The organism is Gordonia sp. CPCC 205515 (assembly GCF_048537925.1).
GTDB lineage: Bacteria > Actinomycetota > Actinomycetes > Mycobacteriales > Mycobacteriaceae > Gordonia.
Genome location: NZ_JBCLVJ010000002.1, coordinates 213,673 through 237,139, shown reverse-complemented (window position 1 = coordinate 237,139; position 23,467 = coordinate 213,673). Strand labels below are relative to the sequence as shown.

Here is a 23,467-nt window from a genome sequence, read left to right as displayed (position 1 = left end):
CGTCAGCTCCGTCCGTCACATTCAGGACCAGGAACTATCAGCCTGTGTCGGCGGTTCGGGCGACCGCGTTGTCAGACGCGCACCCCGGCGAGATCCATCACCGTGTGTTCATGCTGTGGCCAAGCATAGCCGCTCAGTTGATACGCACACCTGTCACCGCGTCGAACAGGTGGACCCGCTCCGGATCGGGCACCAGCCGCAGACCGTCTCCCTTGAGAGTGGTGGTCCGCGCCGGCGCCCGCACCACCACCGTGCGCGTGGTGCCGTCGAGCTCGGACATGCCGTACAGGTAGCTGTCGGAGCCGAGTTTCTCCACGAGAGTGACAGCGAGGTCGAGACCGTCGGCGTCGGTGGTGATCTGCCAGTCCTCGGGACGCACGCCGACGGTCACCGGGCCGCGCGCGGTGGTGCGCAGCGGGATCAGCGCACCTCCGACGCGGATGCCGTTCTCGCCTGCGACCCCGGAGAGCAGGTTCATCTGCGGCGACCCGATGAATCCGGCGACGAACTCGTTGGCGGGACGGTCATAGAGCGCCAACGGCGTGTCGACCTGCTGCAGCTCTCCGTCGCGCATCACCGCGACCCGCGCGCCGAGGGTCATCGCCTCCACCTGGTCGTGGGTCACGTACACCGTGGTCACCCCCAGTTCGGCTTGCAGAGCGGCGATGTCGGTGCGCGTGCGGACCCGCATCTTCGCGTCGAGGTTGGACAGCGGTTCGTCCATGCAGAACACCTGTGGCGAGCGCACGATGGCACGGCCCATCGCGACACGCTGCCGCTGACCGCCGGAGAGCGCCTTGGGTTTCCGATTGAGGTATGGCGTCAGGTCGAGCATGTCCGCGACCTTGGCCACCCGGCTGTCCCGCTCGGCCTTGCTGACCTTGGCCAGCCGCAGCGCGAACGCCATGTTGTCGGCGACGCTCATGTGCGGATACAACGCATAGTTCTGGAAGACCATGGCGATGTCGCGGTCCTTCGGCGGGATGTTGGTGACGTCGCGATCCCCGATCAGGATGCGTCCGTCGTCGTTCTGGTCGAGGCCGGCGAGCATCCGCAGGGTGGTGGATTTGCCACAGCCGGACGGCCCGACGAGGACGAGGAGTTCCCCGTCGGCGATGTGCAGGTCGAGACCGGCCACGGCGGGCCGATCGGCGCCGGGGTAGGTGCGACGGACGCTGTCGAAGGTGACGGTGGTCATGGTCAGTACTCCAAATCGGTTGGTCAGGCGGATTCGCGACGAACGAGGGTGGGGGCGAAGACAACTCGACGCGGCGCTACCGAACCGCCGTCGAGCTGCCCGAGAAGCAGCGTGACGGCCTCGGCGGCCATCTCGGACAACGGGTTCCGCAGTGTGGTCAACGGTGGTTCGGTGCGTTCGGCGACACCGAGGTCGTCGGCCCCGGTGACCGCTACGTCGTCGGGCACCCGACGGCCGCCAGCGGTCAGCACGCGGAGGGCACCGACCGCCATCAGATCCGATGCGACGACGAGGCCGTCGAGATCCGGGTGTGTGCCGAGCAATTCGCGGCACGCGCGGGCACCGCCCTCCTCGGTGAACTCGCCGTAGGCAACCGCATCGGTGTCCCGGCCCTGCGCCTGCATCGCCTCCGTCCACCCCAACAACCGGTCGACGCCGGCGGTCATGTCGGTGCGACCGGCGATGGTGGCGATCCGTTGACACCCGCGGTCGAGCAGCAACCGGGTGGCCTCCAGACCGCCGGCCACGTTGTCGGTGTCCACCCACGACAGCCGGTCGGTGTCGCTCCACGGACGGCCGATGAACGCACTCGGCAGGCCGAGGGTGGCGAGATGATCGGGCAGGCTGTCGCCGCGGTGATGGGACACGACGATGGCGCCGTCGACCTGCCGGTTGCGCAGGAACCGCAGCATCCGCGATTCCTGGTCCCCGCTCCCGGCCAGCAGCAGGACGACCGTGAAGTCGTGCTCGGCGAGTTCACGGGTGACGATATGCACGGTGCGCGCGAAGAACGGGTCGGAGAAGACCAGCTCATCGGGTTCGGGCACCACCAGCGCGATCGACTGGGTGCGGCGCGTCACCAGGGACCGCGCCGCCTGATTGGGTGTGTAACCCAGTCGGTGGACCGCCTCGTCGACCGCCTTCTGCGCACGGGGACTGACCCGGCTGCCGCCGTTGACCGCCCGCGACGCCGTCGCCCGGCTGACCCCCGCCAGTTTGGCGACCGCGTCGAGGGTCGGCGAGCCGTCGTGGGTGTCGGCGCCCGTCACGTGGACTCACCCACCCTGTCCGGCAGAGCATTTGCCGCGGCCACCTGCGCGAACCACCGGGCACTGTCCTTCGGGGTACGGGCCTGCGTCTCGAAGTCGACGTGCACGATGCCGAACCGCTGGGTGTACCCCCACGCCCATTCGAAGTTGTCCAGCAGCGTCCACACGAAATAGCCGCGCACGTCGACACCCTGGGCGATCGCCGTCTGCAGCGCCCGCACGTGCAGTTCGATGAACTCCCGACGCCCCTCGTCGTGTACCACACCGTCCGCACCGACCGAATCGTCGTAGGCCGCACCATTTTCGGTGATGTAGATCGGTGGCACCCCGTACTCGTCACGCAGCCGGACGAGGAGTGTGGTCAACGCATCGGGCTGGATCTCCCAGCCCATGTCGGTGACGGGGAATCCACGCGGCGGGAAGGTGATCCGCCGGCCGTCGGGATGCGGCGGGACCGCCACCCGATCCGGTGTCAGCACGCCCTCCCCCAGCACCTCGGCATCCTGGTCGGCCGAGGCACCGTCACCGTGATAGAAGTTCACGCCGAGCGCGTCGATCGGCGCCGAGATGAGATCGAGGTCGCCGTCGCGCACCCAGTCCGGCCAGCCGACACCGTCAAAGGTGAGCCCGGCGACGTCGGCGACCACGTCGTCGGGATAGCGACCGCGGAACAACGGATCGAGGAAGAGTCGGTCGTTGTAGGCGTCGAGGCGGCGCGCCGCGTCCACGTCGTCGGCATTGTCGGGGTCGAAGGGGTCGGCCACCGTGAGGTTCAGCGTGATGCCGACCTGTTTGCCGTTTTCCGGTGTCGCACCGCGCTTTCGGAGTTCGTCGACGACGAGACCGTGGCCGAGGAGCAGATGGTGGGTGGCGGCCAGTCCGGCGATCCCGTCTTGGCGGCCCGGCGCGTGCTGCCCGCTGGTGTAGCCGAGGAATGCCGAGCACCACGGCTCGTTGAGTGTCGTCCACTGGTTCACCCGGTCGGACAGCGAATCATAAACGGTGACAGCGTAATCGACGAAACGATAGGCAGTGTCCCGGTTGGTCCACCCACCGGTGTCCTCGAGTGCCTGCGGCAGATCCCAGTGATACAGGGTCAGCCAGGGCGTGATGCCGGCGTCGAGCAACTCGTCGGTGAGCCGGGCGTAGAAGTCGATGCCCTTCTGGTTGGCGGGACCGCCGTCGGGGCACACCCGCGGCCACGCCACCGAGAAGCGGTAGGCATTGAGGTTCAGTTCCTTGCACAGGGCGACGTCCGCGGGCATCCGATGATAGTGATCGCAGGCCACATCGCCATTGTCGCCGTTGAGGATTGCGCCGGGTAGCCGGGTGTAGGTGTCCCAGATCGACGGCGACCGGCCGTCGAGATCGTGTGCGCCCTCGATCTGATACGACGCAGTGGCCGCGCCCCAGAGGAACCCGTCGGGGAAATGTGCTGTCGGAGTCATCCTTTTACAGCTCCTTGCATGATGCCGGTCACCAGGTGGCGTCCGGTCGCGATGAACAGGAGCAGGAGCGGCACGGTCGCGAGGATGGTGCCGGCCTGCAGCAGCGCCATGTCGGACAGGCCATGTCCGGGCGCGATCTTGAGTTGGTCGAGCGCGGTCTGCAACGTCTGCACATCGGAGCCCTGGAGGATGAGTAGTGGCCACATGAAGTCGGTCCACGCCTGCATGAAGGTGAACAGTCCGAGGATCGCCATCGCGGGTCGAGCCGCGGGGAGCGCCACCGTCCAGAAGGTCCGGATCATCGAGCAGCCGTCGACGCGGGCGGCGTCGATGAGCTCGTCGGGGATTGCGGTGGACAGGTATTGGCGCATGAAGAATACACCGAACGCGGTGACCAGCCACGGCAGGACGACGGCGAACCGGGTCCCGGTCAGGCCGAGGTTGCTGAACTCCTTGAGCAGCGGGATCAGCGCGAGCTGCGGCGGGATGGCCATGGTCAGCACCACGAACACCATCAAGGCGTTGCTACCGCGAAAGCTCAACTTGGCGAACGCATATCCGGCGAGGGTGGCGAACAGCACCACCGAGATCGCCGCGACCGACGAGACGATGATCGAGTTGCCCAGCGCCGACCAGAAGTCGATGCGATTGAAGACGCGCTGCGCGTTTTCGAGGAAGTGTCCACCGGGCAGCAGCGGCGGCGGGGTTTCGATGGCGCGCCGTGAGGTCACCGAGCCGATGACGAACGACCAGTAGAGCGGGAACACCGAGCCGAGCACGAATGCACCGAGCAGTCCGTAGACGAGGAATCCGGGACGACGTGTCATGAGGCCGACCTCCTTTGCACGGCACGGGTGACGAAGAAGTTCACCAGCGCGAACGCGACGATGAGCAAGAACAGCAGCCAGGCCGCCGATGCCGCCCGCGGATACGGGTTGGTGGCGCTGTTGGCGGTGTTGAACACATACATCGCCAGCGTCAGGTACTCGTGGTTGGCGCCGCCCTGATGCTGCAGGTTGGTGTCGAAAAGCCTTGGTTCGGTGAAGATCTGCAACCCACCGATGGTCGAGGTGACGACGACGAAGATCAGTGTCGCGCGGATCGACGGAAGGGTGATGTGGACGAACTTCCGCAGCGCGCCGGCCCCGTCGATCGCGGCGGCCTCGTACAGATCGCGTGGGATCGCTTGCATGGCGGCCAACAGGATCAGCGTGTTGTAACCGGTCCAGCGCCAGTTGACCATCGTGGCGATCGCGGTCCAGCTGGCGAACCGATCGCCGTGCCACGACACCGCAGGCAACCCCACCCCGGTGAGGATGTCGTTGACCAGGCCGGTCTTGTCGGCGAACAGCGATCCGAAGATCAGCGCGACGGCGGCCGGCGCGACGACGAACGGGATGAGCACACTCATCCGCCACCAGGAGCGCCCGCGCAGACCGGTGTCCAGCAGCGCCGCAACGACTGTCGCGATGATGATCTGCGGGATCGAGGACAGCAGGAAGATGCCGATCGTGTTGACCAGCGCCTTGTGGAACACCGGGTCGGTCAACACATATTCGTAGTTCGCCCAGCCCACCGCGCGTCCGTGCTCGGCGGCGAACCGCGGCCAGGCGAAGAACGAGAGGTAGCCGGTATAGAGCATCGGGTAGAGACCGATCACGGCGAACACCAGGAAGAACGGGAGCACGTAGAGGTACGGCGACACCGTGCGATCGAGGAGCGATAGTCGTTGTCGCCGGGTGGGTTTCGGCGACGAACCGGGTTCGCCGGCGGCGGCCGGAACCACGGGTTCCGGCCGCTCCGGGTCCCCGGGCCGACGTCGAATCTCGTTGGGGATCAAGGTCATGTCATCAATCCAGGTTGCCGACAGCCTGGGTGAAGGTGTCCCAGGATGCCGCGGGGGCCTGTCCCTCGTCGACGCGCTGGATCGCGGTCTGGAAGAGCCCGAGGATGTCGGAGTACTTGTCACCCTTGTACGGCACACCGACGGGCACGGCCTTGGCCCGGTCGGCGAGGATCTGCGCGGTCGGCGCATCGGCGAAGTACGGGTCAGGCGTGTTGGTCTTGCTCAGTTCTTCCTCCGCGGCGATGTTGGCCGGGTAGGCGCCGGCGTTCTCGAATGCACCGATTTCCTGCTTGGCGTCGGTCAACCAGTTCGCGAACTGCTTGGCCTGCTCCTGGTGCTGCGACTGGGTGGGCACCGCGAGGAACGAGCCACCCCAGTTGCCACCGCCGCCGGGGAAGGCGTTGGCGATGTCCCAGCCCTTCACCTCGGGCGCAGATTCCTTGATGTTGGCGAACATCCAGCCCGGGCACGGCATCGTCGCGAAGCCGTTATTGGTGAAGTTGGCCTTCCAGTCATCGCTCCACTGCACCGCGCGGGTCGAGAGCGTCGGCGAGAACTTGGCGACGGTCGCGTAGACGTCCTTGAGTCCCTGGTTGTCGACGTTGACCGTGTTGTCCTTGGTCTGGAACGGGTACTCGACCTGGTTGAGCATCGCCTGGGCGATCGAGCCGCTGGAGTCGTACCACTTGGTGGCGGGGACCTTCGCGACGAACTTCTGGCCGGCGTCGAAGTAGCCGTCCCACGTGCCGAACATCTTGGCGACCTCGGCGCGGTCGGTCGGGAAACCGGCCTTGCCGAACAGGTCCGCGCGATAGCAGATCGCCTCCGGTCCGGCGTCGGTCGGATAGCCGATCTGCTTACCGTCGGCGGTTTGCCCGTCCTTGTATTTGTAGGAGACCCAACGGTTGTCGAGAGCCGGATCGGTCAGATCGGCGAACTGTTCGGAGGCACCCTCGGTGAGGAACTGCGGCATCGCATCGCCCTCGATCGCGACGACGTCGGTCAGCCCGGTGCCGGCCTGCAGATTCGAGGTGAGCGTCTGCTTCCAGGTGTCCCACTGGGCGATCTTGGTCTCTTTGACCTTGAAGGGGCTCTCCGGGTTGGCATTCCAGTCGGCGATCAGATCGGTGTAGCCGAAGTCGCCGAAGGTGGTGATGCTCAGGGTGTCATTCTTGCCGAGTGTCGTCTGCTCGTCCGAACTGCCGCCGCCACATCCGACGACCAGGGCGCCGACGACACCGGCGGCGATGGTGGCCGCCGCGACCTTGCGCCACGGGTTGGTTTTCCTCTGCACGTCTCTGCCTCTCTCCGGGCGGACTTGTGTGTGACCGAACCCCTCGATTCCGCTACTCTCGCGGGGTGTGAGAGCGCTTCCACTCTCGTTCCACAAGAACTATGAATCAGGTCACAGACAAAAGTCAACCCCCCAGCTCACCTGCGCGTACTCATCTTGAGAGCGCTTCCATTTCTGGGGAGCCGAGGGGTCGGGAGGAGACGACGTCAGCCGCGCAACTGCTTGGCCAGCGCGCTCAGCACGTCGGGGTCCTCGATGGTCGACGGCACTGTGTAGTCCTCGTCGTCGGCGATCTGGCGCATGGTCTTGCGCAGAATCTTGCCGGACCGGGTCTTGGGTAACGCGGGCACCACGGTCACGTCGCGGAAGGTCGCCACCGCGCCGATCTCATTGCGCACCATGGCCACCAGCTCGTCACGCAAGGTGTCCGGCTCGATCTCGACCCCCGATTTGAGCACGACATAGCCGCTGGGACGCTGACCCTTGAGGTCGTCGTGGATGCCGATCACCGCGCATTCGGCGACCGCCGGGTGCGCGGCGACGACGGCCTCGATACTGCCGGTCGAAAGTCGGTGTCCGGCAACGTTGATGACGTCATCGGAACGGCCGAGGACGAAGACGTAGCCGTCGGCGTCGAGGTAGCCCGAATCACCGGTGAGGTAATAGCCGTCGAACGCGGACAGATACGACTTGCGGTAGCGGTCCTCGTCGCGCCAGAGACCCGCGAGCGTACCGGGCGGCATCGGGAGTTTGATGACGATGTTGCCCTCCTCCCCCGGCCCGAGGACCTTGCCCTCGGCGTCGAGCACGCCGACGTCGTACCCGGGAACGGGCACCGTCGGTGAGCCGGCCTTGAGTGGCATCGGTTCCAGCCCACGCAGATTCGCTGCGATGGCCCACCCGGTTTCGGTCTGCCACCAATGGTCGATCACCGGTACGCCGAGCACGCTGCCCGCCCACTCGAAGGTGTCCGGATCCAGCCGCTCGCCGGCCGCGAACAGTGCCCGCAGCGACGAGATATCGTATTTGGCAAGCTCTTTCGCGTCCGGATCGGACTTGCGGATGGCCCGGATCGCGGTCGGCGCGGTAAACAGGGCGTTGGCCTTATGGTCGGCGATCACCCGCCAGAACGCACCCGCGTCGGGCGTACCGACCGGCTTGCCCTCGTACATCACCGACGTGGCGCCGACCAGGAGCGGACCGTAGACGATGTAGGAGTGGCCGACGACCCACCCGACGTCCGACGCCGTCCACCAGACGTCGCCCGCCTCGATGCCGTAGATGTTGCTCATCGACCACGTCAGGGCCACCGCGTGTCCGCCGTTGTCCCGCACGACGCCCTTGGGTTTCCCGGTGGTGCCCGAGGTGTAGAGAATGTAGAGCGGGTCGGTCGCGGCCACCGGCACCGGATCGGCGGGCGACGCCGTCGACATCTGCTCATCCCAGTCCAGCCAGCCGTCGTAATCGGCTGCCGCACCTTTGATCTCGGGCCGGTTCGAGACGATCACGGTCGACGGCTTCGAAGTCGCGAGTTCGACGGCCTTGGCCACCATCGGGAGATACTCGACGGTGCGGCCCGGCTCCAGCCCGCCCGAGGCGGTCACAATCGCGACCGGCTCGGCGTCGTCGATGCGGGTCGCGAGTTCGGGGGCGGCGAATCCGCCGAAGACGACCGAGTGCACCGCCCCGATCCGCGCGCAGGCCAGCATCGCGATGGCGGCTTCCGGGATCATCGGCATGTAGATGACGACCCGGTCCCCGGCGGACACCCCATGCCCGGCGAGCACGCCGGCGAAGCGCGAGACCTGGTCGAGCAGCTCCGCGTAGCTGTAGGTCCGTGTGGTCCCGACCATCGCCGAATCCCAGATCAGCGCCGCACGGTCACCGTTGCCGGCGGCGACGTGCCGGTCCAGTGCGTTATAGGCCGTGTTCAGGGACGCATCGGGAAACCAGCGGTAGATCGGGGCGGCCGAGTCGTCGAGGGCGCGGGTCGGTGGCGTAACCCAATCGACTCCGTCGGCGGCGTGCAGCCAGAACGTCTCCCGATCGTCGGCTGCCTGCGTGAACGCCTCGCTGTACCGGCCCATTGCTCGTCCCTCTCGCCCACCCGTCACCCGTTGACGGCGTCACGTCGAGGGTATCGGCGTGACCGTTGCCACGGCGTTGGTTCGGGCCCACCTGCGACCAGAGGTCGGTGGGATGCGCCGAACGTGACGCGCCGCGTCACATCCGTGATCGCGGAAGTCACGCCTTCCCGGGTGCAGGCACCAGATCGGTGCCTGCCAGAAATGAACCGAAGGAGACGATCATGCCCAGCGCCAACAAGGTCACCACACCCGTGGCCATCAGTGAACCCATCATCGAAGGCCGCTACGCCGAACTCGACGCGTACACCGTCGCGTTCGAGACATTCCCCGCCGACGTCGATCCGGCGTCGTATTTCGTCGGCCTGCCCGACGACCGCTGTTCCTGTCCGCACTGGGGTGTGGTGGTCAGCGGTCAGATCACCTTCCGGTGGCCCGACCACGAGGAGACCTACGTCGCCGGCGACGCATACGTGGCGGGACCCGGCCATCTGCCGTTGATCAGCGGCGGCACCGAGATCGTCGAGTTCAGTCCGACCGCCGACCTCGCCGCGGTGCAACAGGTCATCGGCGCCAACCTGGAACGGATGGCGGCGCAATGACGACGACACCCATCGAGGCGGACCGCCGCGCCGTCGATCGTTGCGCCGAGGGATTTCTGGAGTTCCTCCGGACCAACCACGCGCCCGACGGATTGTTCGCGCCGGACATGTTCAGCGACTTGACCTTTCCCTGTTGGCGACTTCAGACGGCCACCGCCGCCGACGCCGTCGCGGTGCGTCGCTCCGGGCATCCGGTGACCGGAACGGTCCGGCTCGAACGCCTCGACCCGACGCCGACCGGCGCGGTGATGGCGGTCGAAGAACGCTGGACCGCCGACTGCCAGGACTGGTACTGCCGGGAATTGTTTCGGCTGACCGTCGAACACGGGCATATCGTGGAACTGGTCCTGTACTGCACCGGGGACTGGGACGAGGTGACACAATGTCGGCACGCCGAGGAGGTGACACTGATCCGGACGTAAGCGACGTCGCGGACCTGCTGGCCCGTGCCACGGCGCTGACCGCCGAGGGACGTGGTGAGGAGGCCATCGAGGTCTATGACCTCGCCGCCGCGCGAGCCCGGGAGTCCGACGATGTCGACTCCTGGTCCACGGCGCTGCTCGGTCTCGCATCCGGTCAACGCTTCGAGACCGAGGTCAGCACCCTGCCGGCGCGCTTGTACGAGCTCTACACCCGCGTCCACGATCAGCCGCGGCGTCGTGCGGCGGTCGCCGCCGCGCTCGCCCGATGCTGGGCCTACGCCAACGTCGCCGAGCGCGGCCTCCCCTATGCCACCCTGGCCGTCGACCTGGCCCGGGAACTCGGCGACGCCGCGTTGCTGGTCGACGCGCTCGATGCCGCACTGGCCGTGCACTGGGGTCCAGATGACCTCACGCGCAGGACCGAACTCGCCCGGGACATCGATGCGCAGGTCGCGTACCTCACCGACACGGACGCGCACCTCACCGCCCACCTGTGGGCGCTGACCGTGGCCTGCGAACGCCTGGATATCCCGCAGATGCATCGACAGATCCGGGCACTCGAGATGCTCGCCGAGACCTCGGACCGGGCGCGGTTCTTCGCTGCGTCGCGGCGGTTGATGCTCGATCTGCTCCGCGGTCGGACAGATACCGCGGCAACCCTCCGCAGCCAGTTCGTGGCCGCGGCGCAGCGAACGTTCATCCCGGATGCGTTTGCGGTGACCCACGCTCTGACTGCGTATCCGGCGATGATCTCCGGTGATCGCGCGACGTGCCGTACCGAGCTCGACGCCTACGAGGAGTTCGGCCTGTCCGAGGGAGTGATCACCGTGCTGGCCGAGGGCGCCTTCCTCGCCGCCGCGTCCGGCGACCGTGAACGCACGCGCAGAATGCTCGGCCACGTTTCCGGCGACCTCAGCACGCTGCCCCGCGACCACGACTGGCTGCTCACCCTGCAGTGCGTCCTCGAGGCCGCCCTGACCATCGACGATCGCGACACCATCGAGGCGGTGACCGAACTGCTGTCCCCGTACGAGGGTCGGGCGGTCATCAACGCCGGAGCCGTGATGTTCCACGGGGTCACCGACGATCCCCTGTCCCGCGCCCATCGGCGACTCGGCAACGCCGAAGCGGCCCACGCGCTACGGGAGTCCGCTATCGCCACCTACCGCCGGATCGGTGCCCAGTGGTGGTCGAGGCGACTTGCCAATACCGATGAAACTCCTTCGGCAACAACCGAATTTGTTCTTCGCCCAGATGGGTCCCAGGTCTGGGAAGTCGGCCCGGCCGATGCACCGAGCCCCATCCGGGCCATGCGCGGACTCGAGCACCTGCGGCGCCTGGTCGCGCAACCAGGCGTCGAGTTCACGGCGACGGATCTGATCGGCGCAGCTGTCGGTGGTGCCGTGACGCAGTCCGGACTCGACATGCTCGACGACGAGGCACGCACCGCCTATCGTCGCCGGCTCACCGAGATCGATGAACTCCTCGACGACGCCGCACCCGGCGACGCATCCCGCCTGAACCTGGAACGGGATGCTTTGATCCGTGAGTTACGTTCGGCTACGGGACTTTCCGGGCGAGAACGGACCACTGGCGCGACCGCCGAGCGGGCGCGGGTCACCGTCCGTAAATCGATTGTCGGCGCGCTGAGTCGCATCGCAGAGGTCCATCCCGACCTGGCGCGGCATCTGCTGGAGTGTGTGCACACGGGCTCGACCTGCGTGTACACCCCGGACATCGCGGTGCGGTGGCTGACGTAGCGCGAGTGTCGGCAGATGCCGACCGTCAGTTCTTGTAGTCCTCCACCACGTCCGCGGGGCGTACCTGCGCGTCGTCGGGGTTGAATCCGGCATCGCGCCGGGCCTGCCGTTGGCGTAGCAGGTCCCAACACTGGTCGAGCGAGACCTCCACCTCCTTGAGCCGGGAATTCTCCTCGTCGCGCGAGATCTCGCCGCTGCTCAGCTGCTGGCGGAGTTCGTGCTCCTCGGCGACGAGATCGGTGATGTGCTGATGGATCGACTTGTCGGTGGCCATGGCTTCACCGTAGTCGCGGTCGCGCCCCGAGGGTGCGGCTCAGTAGAGCCACTCGCGCACATTCTCCTCCTTGAACTCCTCCTCGAGCGCCGCCTCGTCAAGGGAGGGCATCACCGTCTTGAAGATCTTCGCCGGGGTCGGCAGTGCGTCCGGCTGCCACTTCTCCGGCCGCCACATGTCCGAGCGCAGGAACGCTTTGGAGCAGTGGAAGAAGACCTCCTCGACGTCGATTTCCACCGCGAGAATGGGCCGCCGCCCGCGGACGGCGAGGTCGTCGAAGTAATCACCGTCGTCGACGATGCGCGCCGACCCGTTGACCCGGAGGGTGTCGGCGCGGCCGGGGATGACCATGATGGTGCCGACGTGGGGGTTGGCCAGGATGTTGACGTAGCCGTCGACCCGCCGGTTGCCCGGCCGCTCCGGGATGGCGATCGTCGTCTCGTCGATCACGTGGACGACCTTGCCCGCCGGATCACCCTTCGGCGACACGTCCACGCGTCCGTCGGCGTCGGAGGTGGCCAGGAACAGCATGGGTGTCGCGGTCAGCCAGTCGATGTGTACCTGAGCCAGCGAGGACGCGACCTTCTTGGCAACCATCTCGCTCGGATGCCCGACGATCTGGCGCAACTGCTCTTCGCTGGTGATCTCCACCCCTCCATGGTGACACCGCGCGCAAATTCAGTAGCTCGCGCCCACTGTCGGCAGCCCCGACGCTCCCGAGGCCTGCCTTGTCCACAGTTGTGCTCGCCGTGTGTCGGTGACAGTGCACTGCCGCCTGGCCCGGCAAGCCATCGCCGCGTACTTCGACGGCTGCTCACTCATCCACTGCGATCTCCTTCCCTGCTCGATTCCCGACTGCCGCCGACCGAGTAGGAGATCTCACCCGCGAAGAGTCTCACCTTTATCGCTGGTCAAATCTGACCCTTTCCGCTGGCCGGATTTCGCCCTTCCGCTGGTCGAGTAAGCCCGCGAGCTCCAGCGAGCGAGCGCATCGAGGCCAATGATCCTGCGCGGGAGGTGGTCTCGATGCGGTCGTCGCAAGCTCCTCCCTTACTCGACCAGCTAAGAAGGATCTCGATCAGCGGGTGGGGAGATCCGAAGGGCCAACGCAAACCACCACCTCAGAACGGCGCTTCGGGTCCTTCGTTGTGCCGCTTCCTGTTCCGATTCCTCTCCGCCCGGCGTCGGGCATGTTTGTTCGCCGTCCGACTGCGAGTGCGTGTCGGGCGTTCCTGATCCGGGGCGTCGGAGGCCGGTGGGGCCTGGGCTGGGGCGGTGTAGCGGATGCGGCGCAGGCCGGGGAAGAGTTCCTCCATGGTCTCGGCCTCACCCGGGATGATCAGGCCCTCGGGAGTGACTGTCTCCGTGCGTAATTGGCCATCGTCATCACGCCACTGATCGTCCAACCAGCCCGAGAACGTCTTCAACAAATGCCACGGCCGACACTTCGGATTCATGTTCTCCGACGTCGTTTGTCCGCCGGCGCTGGGGTTGTCGTGGTCGAACTCCGTGACGTGGTCGCAGTCAGAATCCCAGGCGCTCGTGGTGCACCCGGGTTCACTGCATACGCCGTGGCGGATGCGGATGAACGCATCCAGTGAGGTGGTCGGCCGGTACGGATCCGACGCCAGTGACCCGGGCAGCGTGACAGTGCCGTCCGGGTTCATCGGGGTGCCAGCCGGGATCAATGGTGCGATCCGCGCGTCCGGGCGGGTGGCGAGCTCGCGGACGTGTTCGTCGTCGATCACTCCATGCCCATCCATGTAGCCGGGATTGTTGGCCCGGCCCTCAAGGGTGGCCTCATCGCAGACCACATGGATCACGAACGTCGGCGCCACCGGCACCAGAGCCTTTGACGGCCCAGCCTCACCCTCCGCGTCGGCGCCCTCAGCGTCGTCGAGAGTCAAGGCAGTGATCGGGCAGTCGGCGTGCCCGCATTCACAGGCGAAGTCGCTGCCGGTCAGTAGCGCGAACTCGGCGTCCGAGCGGCGCTGGTTCTTGGTGCGACCATCATGGGCACACACCCGATCGGCGAGGCCATCGATATGGGCGTAGGCGATGCGCGCGTTCTCCGCCGACATCACCGCCGTCAGCTCGGCGGTCCCGTCGGCGCGCTTGTCCACCCACACGCCGCGCTTGTCGATCGCATCCTTGCGACGTTCCCGCACCGCATCCGGGTCATGTCGGAAGATGAGGCGATCGACCATGTCGCGCAACCGCTTCAACGAATACGTACCGGCCCGCAACCGCTGCGCGATCTCGGCATCGACGTAGCAGGCATAGGATTCGCCGTCGATCAGACCGGTGTCAACAATGATCTGCTGGGCCTGACGCTGGCTGATGACCCCGTCGCCGAGGCACTCGAACACCTCGGGCAGCCGGTCCCGCAGCACCACAGCTTCGTTGAGCAGCACTTCGGCCTGGTGGCGAGTCATCGCCCGCGTCTGCGCGATCCGCGTCGCCGCGTCGGCGAACCCGTCGACCACGAATCCGTCGGAGTCCTCACGCGGCGCGACGTAACGGTCACAGACCACCTGCGCCGTCCGGTAGTCGCAGTAAGCCAGGTAGGAGTGGCCGCGATCCAGGTCGGTCATCCCGAGCAGCAGGTCGTTGATCGGGGCCTCATCGGCATCGGCCGGGTCGATCCCGCCGAGGAAGGCAGCCGGCAACCCACGCCACAGCGGCGCCTGGGGTGTTGAACCGGCTGTCGAGGACACGCGAGCGACCTTTCACCAGATACGGACATGGCTGCAGGACACCCACATTCATCTCTGATGCGACCACTCAAGACTGGGGTCGCGGCGCTTCGTTCGTTGTCTTCTTCCTGCTACCGAGAACATACCTCGGGGGTACGACAAGTTTGTTTTCTCGCGATGACCCTTCGATACGCTCGCGGGTCCTGAGCAAGCGAGCTTGCGAGCGCGACGAAGGGCGGCTGGCGCCTCGCGGGCTGCTCAGGGAGCGGAAGGAGACATAACGAAAGAGGCTCCGGAAGCAGTGCTTCCGGAGCCTCTTTCTCTCGTAGCGGGGACAGGATTTGAACCTGCGACCTCTGGGTTATGAGCCCAGCGAGCTACCGAGCTGCTCCACCCCGCGTTGGTGAACACCACGTTACACACACGGTCGCCGGTTCTCCAAATCGGCCGGACCCGAGCGCGGAAATCGACCGAGGACCCCACCCCAGCAGGCCGAAAGTCCCTGGTAGCAGCGAGATCTCCGGAGGATGTTGAAGATGTCACACCACCGAGATGACAACCAAGGAGAAGACGATGGCCACCATCGCAGCCCATGCCACCCCACGCCACGACAACCGGCACCCGATGAGCTTTGTCGCGTACGTCCTCGTCGTTCTCGTCATTCCAGCGCTGGGCCTGCTCGTCAACGGGCTCGCCACCGGTGACACCACCTGGGCGGTTGTCGGCGGCATCAGTCTGATCGCCTGCCTGGTCGGGGCGGGGGTCATCTACAGCGCGATGGCGCGGCGCCTCCAGCACAGCCCACTCATCCCGGACGCCAGCAGCGAGGAGAAGGCGCGATACCTCGCGAACCATCCGCACTGAGGTTTTCGTAACCCATTCGTGATTTTGTGATGCAATTCACATAACGAGGCGTATCCTGGGGCCACGTCAACCCAAGGAGGAACGATGGCGTCTCATCATCTGCCCCATCACGAAAGCCACGGCACGCACCCGATGAGCGTCATCGGGTTCCTGCTGGGACTGGTCGGATTCGCGTTGGCTGCGCTCTGGCTGGTGAACATGGCCGGTGGTCACGTGGTGCCCGCAATCTTGTTCGGCCTGCTGATGGTGGCCGCGTTTGCCGGCGCCGTGGCGATCTTCATGAACCTGATCCACCACAACCATCACAGCCCGCTGACCCCGGACAACACCGACAACGAGTTGCGTCGCTACATGAAGCGCTACCGGAGCTGATCTCACCGCACCGACAAACGCCGCCGTCCCACCTCAGTCGAGGTGGGGCGGCGGCGTTGTGCGTCTCCGATCAGTACTGTGCCGATCAGTTCTGCGCCGATCAGTTCTGGGCGGGCAGCGTCTCGTACTGCGCGACAGCCTTGTTCAGCTGATCGAGGGCCTGGCCGTAGGCGGTGAAGTCACCCTTGGTCTGGGCGTCCTTCAGTGCGGTCAGCGCGTCGCCGATGGCCTGCACGGCGGCATCCCGATCGGCCGACTGACCCTGCTGCGCCGGCGGGGTGATCGCACCTGCCTGCTGCGGCGTGCCCGCGGTGTCACCTTCCACCGGTTGACCCGCCTCCGGCGCGGTCACCTCCGATGGGTTGATCCCCACCTGCCGTAGCGCCTCGGCGACCGTCGCCGCATACCCGACCCGAGCTCCATCGGTGGCCGCGTTGTAGTAGACCAGCACGCGGTAGAGCTTCGGGATGGCCGAGTCATCGGTCTTGGACTGCGTGTACATCGGTTCGACGTACAGAATCCCGTTGCGGCCCACCGGAAGTGTCAACAGGTTGCCGTAAGTGACCCGAGTGGTGTCCTCCACCTGTTTTCGGTCCGACGCCACCGGCCCGGCGCTCTTCATGTTCTCCTGCGCCTGCTGCGGACCCACGGTCTGTTTGGCCGTCGGCAACATCTTCACCGTGATCCGGCCGTAGTTCTCCGGGTCCGACGACGCGGTCATATAGGCCGTCAGGTTTCGGGTGTTCAGACCGGTCATCACCGTCGTCAGCTGGAACTGCGGGTTCGACGCGTCCGGGGCGGCCGCGGTGAAGTAGTACGGCGGCTGACTCAACCCCTGCTGCACCGCCTGATCCTTACTGGGATCGGCCGGGATCGACCAGAAGTTATTGCTGCGGAAGAACGTCTCCGGGTCGGACACGTGGTACCTCGAGAGCAGCGCGCGCTGCATCTTGAAAAGGTCCTCCGGGTAACGGAAGTGCGAGAGCAGATCCTGGTCCTTGTCGAGTTCGGCGCGGGACTTCACGGTCCCCGGGAACACCTTCATCCAGGTCTTGAGCACCGGGTCCTCGGTGTCGAACTGGTACAGCGTGACCTTGCCGGTGTACGCGTCGACGGTCGCCTTCACCGCGTTGCGCACGTACGACACCTGCTGATTGACCTGACGACGCGCGGTCTGGCCCGGATTGAGTTCCTGGGCGTCGGCCGTCGCCTCCTGCAGCGACATCCGCTGCGCATACGGATAGGTGTTCAACGTGGTGTAGCCGTCGACGATCCACTTGATCGACCCGTCGGCCATGACCGCCGGGTAGGTCTTGGAATCGACGGTCAACCAGGGTGCGGCCTTCTTGACGCGGTCCCGGGGATCACGGTTGTAGATGATCTTCGAGTTCTCGTTGATCGCGTCGGACAGCAGGATGTTGCGTTCGGTGTACTTGATCGAATACAGCACCCGGTTGAACCAGTTACCCAGGGACACACCCGAATCCGCGGTGTAGGTGTAGTTCTTGCCGTCCTCGTCGTACTCCCGGTCGCCACCGACCGAGCCGACGATGGCGTAGTCGGGGTTGACCTTGGCGATCAGCTCACCGAAGTAGATACGCGGCTGCTTCACCTTGATCGGTGCCGTCGCCTGATACTCCGGCGTCCGGATGCTCTCCAGGTCGGAGACCTTGAACACGGGCAGGCCGCCACGGTCGCTGTCACTGTCCGACGACGCCTCGTCGACGGTGTTCGCGGGCGCCGCGATGAATCCATTGCCGTGAGTGAACACGGTGTGCTTGTTGATCCAGTTCTGCTGGTTCGCGCCGTACTTCGCCGGATCGAGCTCACGCACCGAGACGATGAAGTCGCGCTGCTGCCCGTCGACGGTGTACCGGTCGACGGCGAGCTGGGCCGGGAAGCCGTAGAAGTTCTTCAGGAACTGCCGCTGATTGAACGCCGGCGCGATCACGTTCGGGTCCAGGATGCGGATGTTGGACAGGGTCGCGGAGTCACTGTTGACCGCCACCGGGTCGGCGGGCGTCGCCGTCCAGTTCGGGTCGTAGGTGACGTCGTCCTTGTCCCTGATCTTGTACGCCGTCGTCGTCGCATCCAGGTTCCGGGATATGTACTCGGCTTCCTTCTGGGCGGCGTTCGGCTTGACCGAGAACTGCTCCATCACCATCGGCCACCCGACGCCGATGACCAACGCCGACAACACCATCAGCGCAGTGGCCAGGGCCGGCACCCGCAGGTCGCGCAGCACGACACCGGCGAAGAAGGCCACCGCACAGATCACCGCGATCGCCATCAGGATCAGTTTCGACGGCAACACCGCGTTGATGTCGGTATAGCTCGCGCCGGTGAATATCTCCTGTTTGCGTTGACTCGACAGCAGCGAATACCGGTCGAACCAGTACGCGACCGCCTTGAGCAGCAGGAAGGTACCCGCCAGGGCGGCCAACTGAATACGGGCCGCCGTGGTCATCGACGGGCCACCATTGGCATTGCCGAGTCGGATACCGCCGAACACGTAGTGCGTGAGCAGGTTCGCGAAGAACGCGACCACCACGACGACGAACAGCAGATTGAGGATCAACCGATAGAACGGCAGATCGAACGCGTAGAAGCTGACGTCGAGACCGAACTGTGGGTCGCGCTGGCCGAAGGTCTCGCCGTGGAGGAAGGTCTGCACGGTCGCCCAGGACCCCTGTGCGACCAGTCCGGACAACAGACCGATGATCACCGCAGGCAGGACCGCGAACCACCGGGTGCGTGTCATCACGGTCGTGCGATACCGCGCCAGCGGATCGTTGGGTCCCGATGCCGGCACGAACACCGGACGCGATCGGTACGCCATCGCGATGGCGCCGAAGACGATCAGTCCCACCGCAATCGACACGACCAGGAACAACACGAGTCGCGTCCACACGATCGTGGAGAACACTCGTGTGTATCCGAGGTCGGAGAACCACAACCAGTCGGTACCGAGCCCGACCAGTCGAGGACCGACCAGTAGTAACACGAGGACGGCGACGCCGACCCCGATGGCGATCTTGCTCTTGCGCGACAGTGTCGGCATGCCCGCCGGCCCGCGTACGCCCACCTAGCCCACTCTCCAAAGTTCCCAAACCGGACATCGGTCCGGCACGAACGGCGACCCCCGCTGGGGTGCGATGTGCACCCAACTGTACTGGTCGAGTTATGTGTGCCACGTCGGCGCGTGACTGACCGGCCAACGATCCACCTTCTCGCTTGGTTCCCGGCCCCCGACGAGGGTTGGCAAGATGGGTGTGTGACCGAGCCGCACCGACCCGACGCCCAGGCCGCCGACGCCGTCGTTCTCTCCCCGGACGCGCTGGGCAGCGCGTTGCGCGACATCGTGGAGTTCGTCGACGACACGGGCTGGGAGCAGCCGCCGATCCTGTTCGCGTTGGTGCCGACGTCGGTGCTGGCCGAGCGACAGCCGGAACTCGTCTCCCCCGACGACGACTCCGAACTGAGCCCGATCGCCCAGGAACCGCTGCACCACGCGACGACCGACGCCGACCTCGAACGCGTCCTCGCAACCACGAGCTGGCCGGACGGCGTCGCGGGTGCCGCGTTGATCCAGGAGATCGTGATCGTGCCACCCGGCAGTGACACCGAAGACAGCGACACTGCGGTCAACCGTCGGAACGGCCGCACCGCGCGGCTGGCCGTGGGCGCCCTGCGCGACGGGCGCACGCTGGCATTGCTGCACCTGCGACCCGAGCCGGGCGAGACGGTCGACAAGCTCGAGCTGCGCACCGCCTCCGACCTCGCACCGGAGCTGCGCGCCGCGTTACGTCAGACCCTCGCCGACTAGGCGTCCGATCAGCAGTGCGGGGCGGCGCGGCCGGCGCCGACGTCGCCGAGCGCGTCGACCGCCGACTGCAGAGTCGTCACCTTCACCAGCTCCAGTCCGTCGGGCGCATCCGAAGCGGCCTCGGCACAGTTCTTGTCCGGCACCAGGAACACCGTGGCCCCCGCATCACGCGCGGCACGGGTCTTGTGGGTGATACCGCCGATCGGGCCGACGTCACCCTCGTCGTCGATCGTGCCGGTGCCGGCGATGAACTTGCCGTGGGTGAGTTCGCCGGGGCTGAGGCGGTCGATCACCGCCAAGGTCAGCATCATGCCGGCCGACGGACCGCCGATGTCGCCGACGTTGTAGTCGATCTTCAGCGCCGGATCGGCGTTGACGACGTCCGGGGTCACCCCCAGGTAGCCGACCTTCGGGTCGTCGGGCCGCGCCGCGAGCGTGACGGTGACCGTCTGCCGCACGCCGTTGCGTTCGATCTCGATCGGCACCGCCGTGCCGGGCGCGTTGCTCTTGACCGCCGCCTGCATCTCCTCGGTGGTCGCGACCGGCTTGCCCGCCACACTGATCACCCGGTCGCCCTTCTGCAGCACCTTTGCCGCCGGACCGTCGGGCGCGACGACGACCACCTCGAGGGCCGTCGGGCGGTTCAGGTAGCGCAGCGCCGCGGCGGTCGCGTTGTTCTCCGAGCCGCTCATGTCCTGCTGGTTCTGCTCACGCACCTGGTCGGGAGTCTGATCCGGCGGGAACACCCGGTCCCGTGGCTCGAGGGTGTAGCGGCCCGAGGCCCACATGCCCAGCGCCTGGAACAGTGACATCCCGTCGGTCACCGAGACCGTGGTCAGGTTCAGGTTGCCGGTCGTCGGGTCGGTGGGGACCCCGGTGATGTCCACAACCGGCTTGGTCGTCGTGTCCTTACCGTCCTGCAGGTCGATGGTGCCCAGTGTGTTGACCGTTGGGCCGGGTCCGAGCGCGACGTAGGGAACCTGCACGGTCGTACCGACGAACAGCAGGGCCAGGAATACCAGCACGGTCACGGCGACGGTCGCGATACGACGATGGCCGGGCTGCAATCTCATTCCGCACAGAGTAGTGGAGCCCGCTGACAGCGAACCGTCGGCGGCGCGGGCACCAGGCTTCGGCGAGGACCGACCCGCGCAGGCCCGTTGAGCCGAGTACGCGCAAGGCGAACACCGGACCGTCACCGACGGCGCACTGCTGGCGGTACCGTGGACCCATGACTGATCTGCCCTTCGGCTTCTCCTCGTCCAACGATGATGACGATGACAAACGTGGTGCGGGCAACAGCGGCAAGGACACTCCGGGCGCCGGCGGCCAGGGCGCGGCAGGCAACCCGTTCGGCTTCGGGCCGGGCGGCGAGGGCATCGACCCGGCGAACTTCGACCCGAACATGCTCGGCCAGATGTTCTCCCAGCTGGGCAGCATGTTCAGCGGCATGGGCTCGGGAATGTCCGCCGGCTCGGGTGCCGGCCCGGTGAACTATCAGGTGGCCGCCAACCTCGCCCGCCAACAAATCGGCAAGTTCACCCCGGTGCTCGACAAAGAGAACCAGGCCGTCGCCGACGCCGTCCGCCTCGCCGAGGTGTGGCTCGACGACGTCACGACCTTCCCGAGCGGTGTGCAGAAATCGCTGGCCTGGACTCCGGTGCAGTGGCTCGAAGAGTCCATGCCCACCTGGAAACGGCTGTGCGATCCGGTCGCGACCCAACTGTCGACCACGTGGGAGCAGAATCTGCCGCCCGAGGCCGCACAGTTCGCCGGCCCGATGATGGGCATGCTCACCCAGATGAGCGGCATGGCGTTTGGCACCCAACTCGGCCAGGGCCTCGGTCAGCTCGCCAAGGAGGTGCTGACCTCCACCGACATCGGGCTGCCGCTGGCACCGGAGGGCACCGCGGTGCTGCTCCCGGAGGCGATCGCCACCTTCGCCGACGGCCTCAACCTGCCGGCACAAGAGATCATCGTGTTCCTCGCCGCCCGCGAGGCCGCTCACGTCCGGCTGTTCACGCACGTCAGCTGGCTGCGGCAGCGGCTGCTGTCCACGGTCGAGGAGTACGCCCGCGGCATCAGCATCGACTTCTCCGGCATCGCCGACCTCACCAACAACATCGATCCGCAGGAACTGCTGTCGAATCCGGGCAAACTCGAGGAACTCATGGGTTCGACGGCGTCGTTCGAACCCACCACCACCCCGGAGCAGAAGGCCGCACTGAGCCGTCTGGAGACCCTGCTCGCGCTGGTCGAGGGCTGGGTCGAGCAGGTGGTGTCGCAGGCGCTGTCCGACCGGATTCCGAGCGCGGTCGCCCTCACCGAGACGATGCGCCGACGACGCGCTTCCGGCGGACCCGCCGAGCAGACGTTCGCGACGCTCGTCGGCATGGAACTGCGGCCCCGCAAGGTGCGCGAGGCGTCGGCGCTGTGGCAGCAGCTGCTCGACGCCAGCGACCTCACCCGCCGCGACGGCGTGTGGGCGCATCCCGATCTGATGCCCGACGCCGAGGATCTCGACAACCCGGCCGGCTTCATCGACGGCGTGATCGGTGGCGGCACCAGCACCTTCGACGACCCGATCGCCCAGCTCGAGCAGACGCTCGCCAACGAGCGGGCCGCCGAGCAGCAGTCGCGGGAGTCCGGTGACGGCCCGGCGTCGGACCCCGATTCCGGGACCGGACCCGACGGCCCGACCCAGCAGCCGTAACCCCGAATCCCCGTCGGAGGCAAGTCCTCTGATCACAGGCCGCGCAGCCTGTGGACAACCCGCCGACACCCCGGGATCCGGGCTCCGGCAGTGGCAGAGTGACGTCATGTCCGATGATCGCCTGACGCTCGCCGATCTGCCCCTCACCCTGCCGCTGCTGCGGCCCGGGACACCGGTGTTGGTGCGGCCCGGCAATCGGGTGCACATCGGCAGCGACCCGCGCCGCAGCCTGCTGATCGACCTGCCGCAGGCGGTGCGGGCCTCCGATGTCGCCGAACTCATCCGCGCGCTGATCGAACCCCACTCCCGCGGCCAGATGGTGCGCCGGGCGCGGGCGATCGGATTGTCCGGCAGCGAGTTCGCCGGCATCGTCGGACAACTCCTGGCGGCCGGGCGCGCGGCATCGACGACGGGCCTGGCCCGAGCGGCCCGGCTGCGCATCCGGATCCACGGCCGCGGACCGCTGTCCGATCTGCTCGCCGCGTCCCTCACCGAGGTTGGCCTGACGCCGCAGCGGTCGTCGCGGCGGCCGGCGGATCTGGATGCGGTGGGTCGCTGGGACGCCAATCTCGTGGTGCTGTCGGACTTCCTGGTGCATGAGCCGGCCATCGTCACCGCGCTCAACGCCGCACGCATCCCGCATCTGCCGGTGCTGGTGCGAGATGGCGTCGGCATCGTCGGACCCCTGGTGTTGCCGGGCATGTCGAGTTGCATGCGCTGCGCCGACCACCATCGGACGATGCTGGATCCCGACTGGCCGCTGCTGGCCGCACAGCTGCTCCGTCAACCCGGCTACGCCACCACCGGCATCATCCGCAGCACCGCGGCCTTGGCCCACGAACAGATCGAGCAGATCGCGAGTGCCCTGATCACCGGGACGACGTCGTCGGCTTTGCCCCAATTGTTCAATCGCGCACTGGAATTCCGGGGTGATCCGGCGCGGCTCGAGATCACCGAATGGCCACCGCACCCCTGCTGCGACTGTCGTCCGCCAATTGCCGCGGCGGGCTGACCCCGGC

20 protein-coding genes, 1 tRNA gene and 1 riboswitch are annotated in these 23,467 nt (G+C 66.6%); of the genes, 8 read left to right on the top strand and 13 right to left on the bottom strand.

What is annotated here, in order from left to right; all coding sequences use genetic code 11:
* Positions 1–21: 21 nt before the first annotated feature.
* Positions 22–111, bottom strand: a riboswitch (Fluoride riboswitch).
* A gap of 22 nt (positions 112–133) precedes the next feature.
* The 7 genes from AAFP30_RS01305 to AAFP30_RS01275 all read right to left on the bottom strand — a co-directional run bounded on the left by AAFP30_RS01305 (position 134) and on the right by AAFP30_RS01275 (position 8,922).
* Positions 134–1,198 carry an ABC transporter ATP-binding protein gene (locus AAFP30_RS01305; RefSeq protein ID WP_419228019.1) on the bottom strand — a complete coding sequence of 355 codons (1,065 nt, stop codon included), beginning with the start codon at positions 1,196–1,198 and terminating at the stop codon, positions 134–136.
* A 23-nt stretch (positions 1,199–1,221) separates the two neighbouring features.
* Positions 1,222–2,247 (bottom strand): LacI family DNA-binding transcriptional regulator, encoded by a 1,026-nt coding sequence (locus AAFP30_RS01300; protein ID WP_419228018.1) that lies wholly within the window; start codon positions 2,245–2,247, stop codon positions 1,222–1,224.
* The gene (locus AAFP30_RS01295) at positions 2,244–3,695 is read right to left on the bottom strand and encodes a GH1 family beta-glucosidase (protein WP_419228017.1); all 1,452 of its coding nucleotides are present in this window, start codon (positions 3,693–3,695) and stop codon (positions 2,244–2,246) included. Before AAFP30_RS01295 ends, AAFP30_RS01300 begins: the two co-directional genes overlap by 4 nt.
* Positions 3,692–4,522, bottom strand: coding sequence for a carbohydrate ABC transporter permease (locus AAFP30_RS01290; protein ID WP_419228016.1), 831 nt, complete (start codon positions 4,520–4,522; stop codon positions 3,692–3,694). The genes AAFP30_RS01295 and AAFP30_RS01290 overlap by 4 nt, the downstream gene beginning before the upstream one ends.
* A complete protein-coding gene (locus AAFP30_RS01285; protein ID WP_419228015.1) occupies positions 4,519–5,541 on the bottom strand; it encodes a carbohydrate ABC transporter permease in 1,023 nt (340 codons plus the stop codon). Before AAFP30_RS01285 ends, AAFP30_RS01290 begins: the two co-directional genes overlap by 4 nt.
* Positions 5,542–5,545: 4 nt before the next feature.
* Positions 5,546–6,835, bottom strand: a complete 1,290-nt coding sequence (locus tag AAFP30_RS01280; RefSeq protein ID WP_419228014.1) for an extracellular solute-binding protein — start codon at positions 6,833–6,835, stop codon at positions 5,546–5,548.
* 206 nt (positions 6,836–7,041) lie between these two features.
* Positions 7,042–8,922, bottom strand: a complete 1,881-nt coding sequence (locus AAFP30_RS01275; RefSeq protein WP_419228013.1) for a propionyl-CoA synthetase — start codon at positions 8,920–8,922, stop codon at positions 7,042–7,044.
* A 221-nt stretch (positions 8,923–9,143) separates the two neighbouring features.
* Between AAFP30_RS01275 and AAFP30_RS01270 the strand changes: the two genes are divergently transcribed.
* From AAFP30_RS01270 to AAFP30_RS01260, 3 genes are read left to right on the top strand one after another with little or no spacing between them, the layout of a single operon-like run.
* Complete coding sequence (locus AAFP30_RS01270; protein ID WP_419228012.1) at positions 9,144–9,521, top strand: cupin domain-containing protein; 378 nt, start codon at positions 9,144–9,146, stop codon at positions 9,519–9,521.
* Positions 9,518–9,943, top strand: a complete 426-nt coding sequence (locus AAFP30_RS01265) for a hypothetical protein (RefSeq protein WP_419228011.1) — start codon at positions 9,518–9,520, stop codon at positions 9,941–9,943. The genes AAFP30_RS01270 and AAFP30_RS01265 overlap by 4 nt, the downstream gene beginning before the upstream one ends.
* A complete protein-coding gene (locus AAFP30_RS01260; RefSeq protein ID WP_419228010.1) occupies positions 9,904–11,703 on the top strand; it encodes a hypothetical protein in 1,800 nt (599 codons plus the stop codon). The genes AAFP30_RS01265 and AAFP30_RS01260 overlap by 40 nt, the downstream gene beginning before the upstream one ends.
* 25 nt (positions 11,704–11,728) lie before the next feature.
* Here the strand turns inward: AAFP30_RS01260 and AAFP30_RS01255 are convergent, their stop codons facing one another.
* From AAFP30_RS01255 to AAFP30_RS01240, 4 genes are all read right to left on the bottom strand, one after another.
* Positions 11,729–11,977 (bottom strand): DUF2630 family protein, encoded by a 249-nt coding sequence (locus AAFP30_RS01255; protein WP_419228009.1) that lies wholly within the window; start codon positions 11,975–11,977, stop codon positions 11,729–11,731.
* Between the two features lie 39 nt (positions 11,978–12,016).
* Positions 12,017–12,628, bottom strand: a complete 612-nt coding sequence (locus AAFP30_RS01250; protein WP_419228008.1) for an MSMEG_1061 family FMN-dependent PPOX-type flavoprotein — start codon at positions 12,626–12,628, stop codon at positions 12,017–12,019.
* Between the two features lie 470 nt (positions 12,629–13,098).
* Positions 13,099–14,694, bottom strand: coding sequence for a DUF222 domain-containing protein (locus tag AAFP30_RS01245; protein ID WP_419228007.1), 1,596 nt, complete (start codon positions 14,692–14,694; stop codon positions 13,099–13,101).
* Positions 14,695–14,999: 305 nt separating this feature from the next.
* Positions 15,000–15,073: transfer RNA gene (locus AAFP30_RS01240), tRNA-Met, on the bottom strand.
* 173 nt (positions 15,074–15,246) lie between these two features.
* Here AAFP30_RS01240 and AAFP30_RS01235 point away from each other — a divergent pair.
* Positions 15,247–15,537, top strand: coding sequence for a hypothetical protein (locus AAFP30_RS01235; protein WP_419228006.1), 291 nt, complete (start codon positions 15,247–15,249; stop codon positions 15,535–15,537).
* Between the two features lie 84 nt (positions 15,538–15,621).
* Entirely contained in the window at positions 15,622–15,909 is a 288-nt protein-coding gene (locus AAFP30_RS01230; protein ID WP_419228005.1) for a hypothetical protein, read from the top strand.
* A gap of 100 nt (positions 15,910–16,009) precedes the next feature.
* On the opposite strand, the gene AAFP30_RS01225 is transcribed toward AAFP30_RS01230, so the two are convergent.
* Positions 16,010–18,970 carry a UPF0182 family protein gene (locus tag AAFP30_RS01225; protein WP_419228631.1) on the bottom strand — a complete coding sequence of 987 codons (2,961 nt, stop codon included), beginning with the start codon at positions 18,968–18,970 and terminating at the stop codon, positions 16,010–16,012.
* A gap of 213 nt (positions 18,971–19,183) precedes the next feature.
* Between AAFP30_RS01225 and AAFP30_RS01220 the strand changes: the two genes are divergently transcribed.
* On the top strand, positions 19,184–19,735 hold the full coding sequence (locus tag AAFP30_RS01220) for a PPA1309 family protein (RefSeq protein WP_419228004.1): 552 nt from the start codon (positions 19,184–19,186) through the stop codon (positions 19,733–19,735).
* A gap of 8 nt (positions 19,736–19,743) precedes the next feature.
* On the opposite strand, the gene AAFP30_RS01215 is transcribed toward AAFP30_RS01220, so the two are convergent.
* Positions 19,744–20,808 carry a PDZ domain-containing protein gene (locus AAFP30_RS01215; RefSeq protein ID WP_419228003.1) on the bottom strand — a complete coding sequence of 355 codons (1,065 nt, stop codon included), beginning with the start codon at positions 20,806–20,808 and terminating at the stop codon, positions 19,744–19,746.
* Between the two features lie 158 nt (positions 20,809–20,966).
* Here AAFP30_RS01215 and AAFP30_RS01210 point away from each other — a divergent pair, with 158 nt between their 5' ends.
* Both AAFP30_RS01210 and AAFP30_RS01205 read left to right on the top strand, forming a co-directional pair.
* Positions 20,967–22,448, top strand: coding sequence for a zinc-dependent metalloprotease (locus tag AAFP30_RS01210; RefSeq protein WP_419228002.1), 1,482 nt, complete (start codon positions 20,967–20,969; stop codon positions 22,446–22,448).
* Between the two features lie 106 nt (positions 22,449–22,554).
* The gene (locus tag AAFP30_RS01205) at positions 22,555–23,460 is read left to right on the top strand and encodes a hypothetical protein (RefSeq protein WP_419228001.1); all 906 of its coding nucleotides are present in this window, start codon (positions 22,555–22,557) and stop codon (positions 23,458–23,460) included.
* Positions 23,461–23,467: the final 7 nt, after the last annotated feature.